Source organism: Burkholderia sp. HMSC10F09 (assembly GCF_001806955.1).
GTDB lineage: Bacteria > Pseudomonadota > Gammaproteobacteria > Burkholderiales > Burkholderiaceae > Burkholderia > Burkholderia multivorans.
In genome coordinates this window covers 1-1,376 of the sequence record NZ_KV786814.1, presented here as the reverse complement: position 1 = coordinate 1,376, position 1,376 = coordinate 1, and the positions used below count along the sequence as shown (strand labels likewise).

Below are 1,376 nucleotides of genomic sequence, written 5' to 3'. Positions count from 1 at the left end.
GCTGTCCCGGTGTCACGCTGTCACGCTGTCACGCTGGCGCAACTGGCCTCGGCTCGTTGCGCCCCGCCGCCTGCCGCTGTCCCCATCCGCCTCCCACTGCTCATCTCCTCCCGCTGCCCCATCGCCTCCCGCTGCCGCGCCGTTCGTTGCCGTCCGTAGTCATCCGCTGCGATGCGCGATCAACGTCAGCGCCCGCTCACCGCGACCGGCGCTTCGCTACCCTTCGCACCCGCAGCAACACTCGCCCGGCGCGCTCTCCTCCCCTTCCGCGCTCGCTACGTTACGTGCGCCGTAACGTGCGTAACGTTTGCGCGGCCGCGCTACGTAACAATCCTTCAAGATTGCCGCCGCCCGCGTACCGCCCCGCGCCTGCAAAGTACCGAAAGTGCGTTTGAATTCAACGCCCGCGCGCGATTCGCCCACGGGCGCACGTCGCCGTCGATCCGCCTGGCCCGGAAGTTGCAGTAAACAGCTCGCCAACAATCCTTTACGGACAGCGAGGGCCATCATGGATTGCAAATACCTGTACATCGACAACATAAAAATCAACTTTGTGCGGCGCACCATCGAGATCGACGAGAAACCCGTCGACGTCACGCCGCGCGAATTCGACGTCGTCGAATTCCTGCTCGACAACATGAACAAGATCGTGCCGCGGCAGGCGATCCAGGAGGCCGTGTGGGGCCGCGAGCTCGCGGTGTCGTCGCGCACGCTCGATACGCACATCTCGCGGATCCGTTCGAAGCTGCAGCTCGATCACGACAAGAACCTGCGGATCATCCCGATCTACGCGGTCGGCTATCGCCTCGTGCTGTTCGGCGCGGCGATGACGCACGTGGAACGCCACGACGCGGCGCCGCTCGTGCGCACCGCGCCGCAAGCGGCAATCTCGGCCGACTACCTGTAACGATCGGCCGGGGCGCCGCGCGATGCGGCGTGCCGGCCGCCGCTCCCCCGCAGCGACACACACGATGCGACGCGCATCGCGCGGCTCGCCTGCCCTGCGATACGTTCCCGTCGCGACACGGTCGCCGCCTTAGGGCGGCGATCGCCTTCCAACGGCCGCGCAAAGCGCCGCTCATGGCGCCTCGTAAATCCGCGCCCACCGCGCGACGACACGACGCACACGACTACGGATTCCGGTGCGACACGCGCACGGCCGCCTCCCTACAATCGACGCAGCAGCCGCGCGCGACCTGCGCCACCGGCCACAACAACCCGTCGAACTCACGCCGAATTCGCTCCGATCCCGCCGTGCCTGCGCTGTTCCTGACGAATGCCGACGACGCCGCGGACCGCGCCGCGCTGTCCGCTGCCACGACGCGTGCGACGCCGCCCGCCGCCGTGCTCGCGCTCGACGCGTCGCCCGCGCTGCC

Annotated in this window: 1 protein-coding gene; it reads left to right on the top strand. The window is 68.2% G+C overall.

Going from position 1 to position 1,376, the window contains the following annotated elements; translation table 11 throughout:
* Positions 1–508 precede the first annotated feature (508 nt).
* Positions 509–907 (top strand): winged helix-turn-helix domain-containing protein, encoded by a 399-nt coding sequence (locus HMPREF3115_RS20395; protein WP_006396607.1) that lies wholly within the window; start codon positions 509–511, stop codon positions 905–907.
* Positions 908–1,376 lie beyond the last annotated feature (469 nt).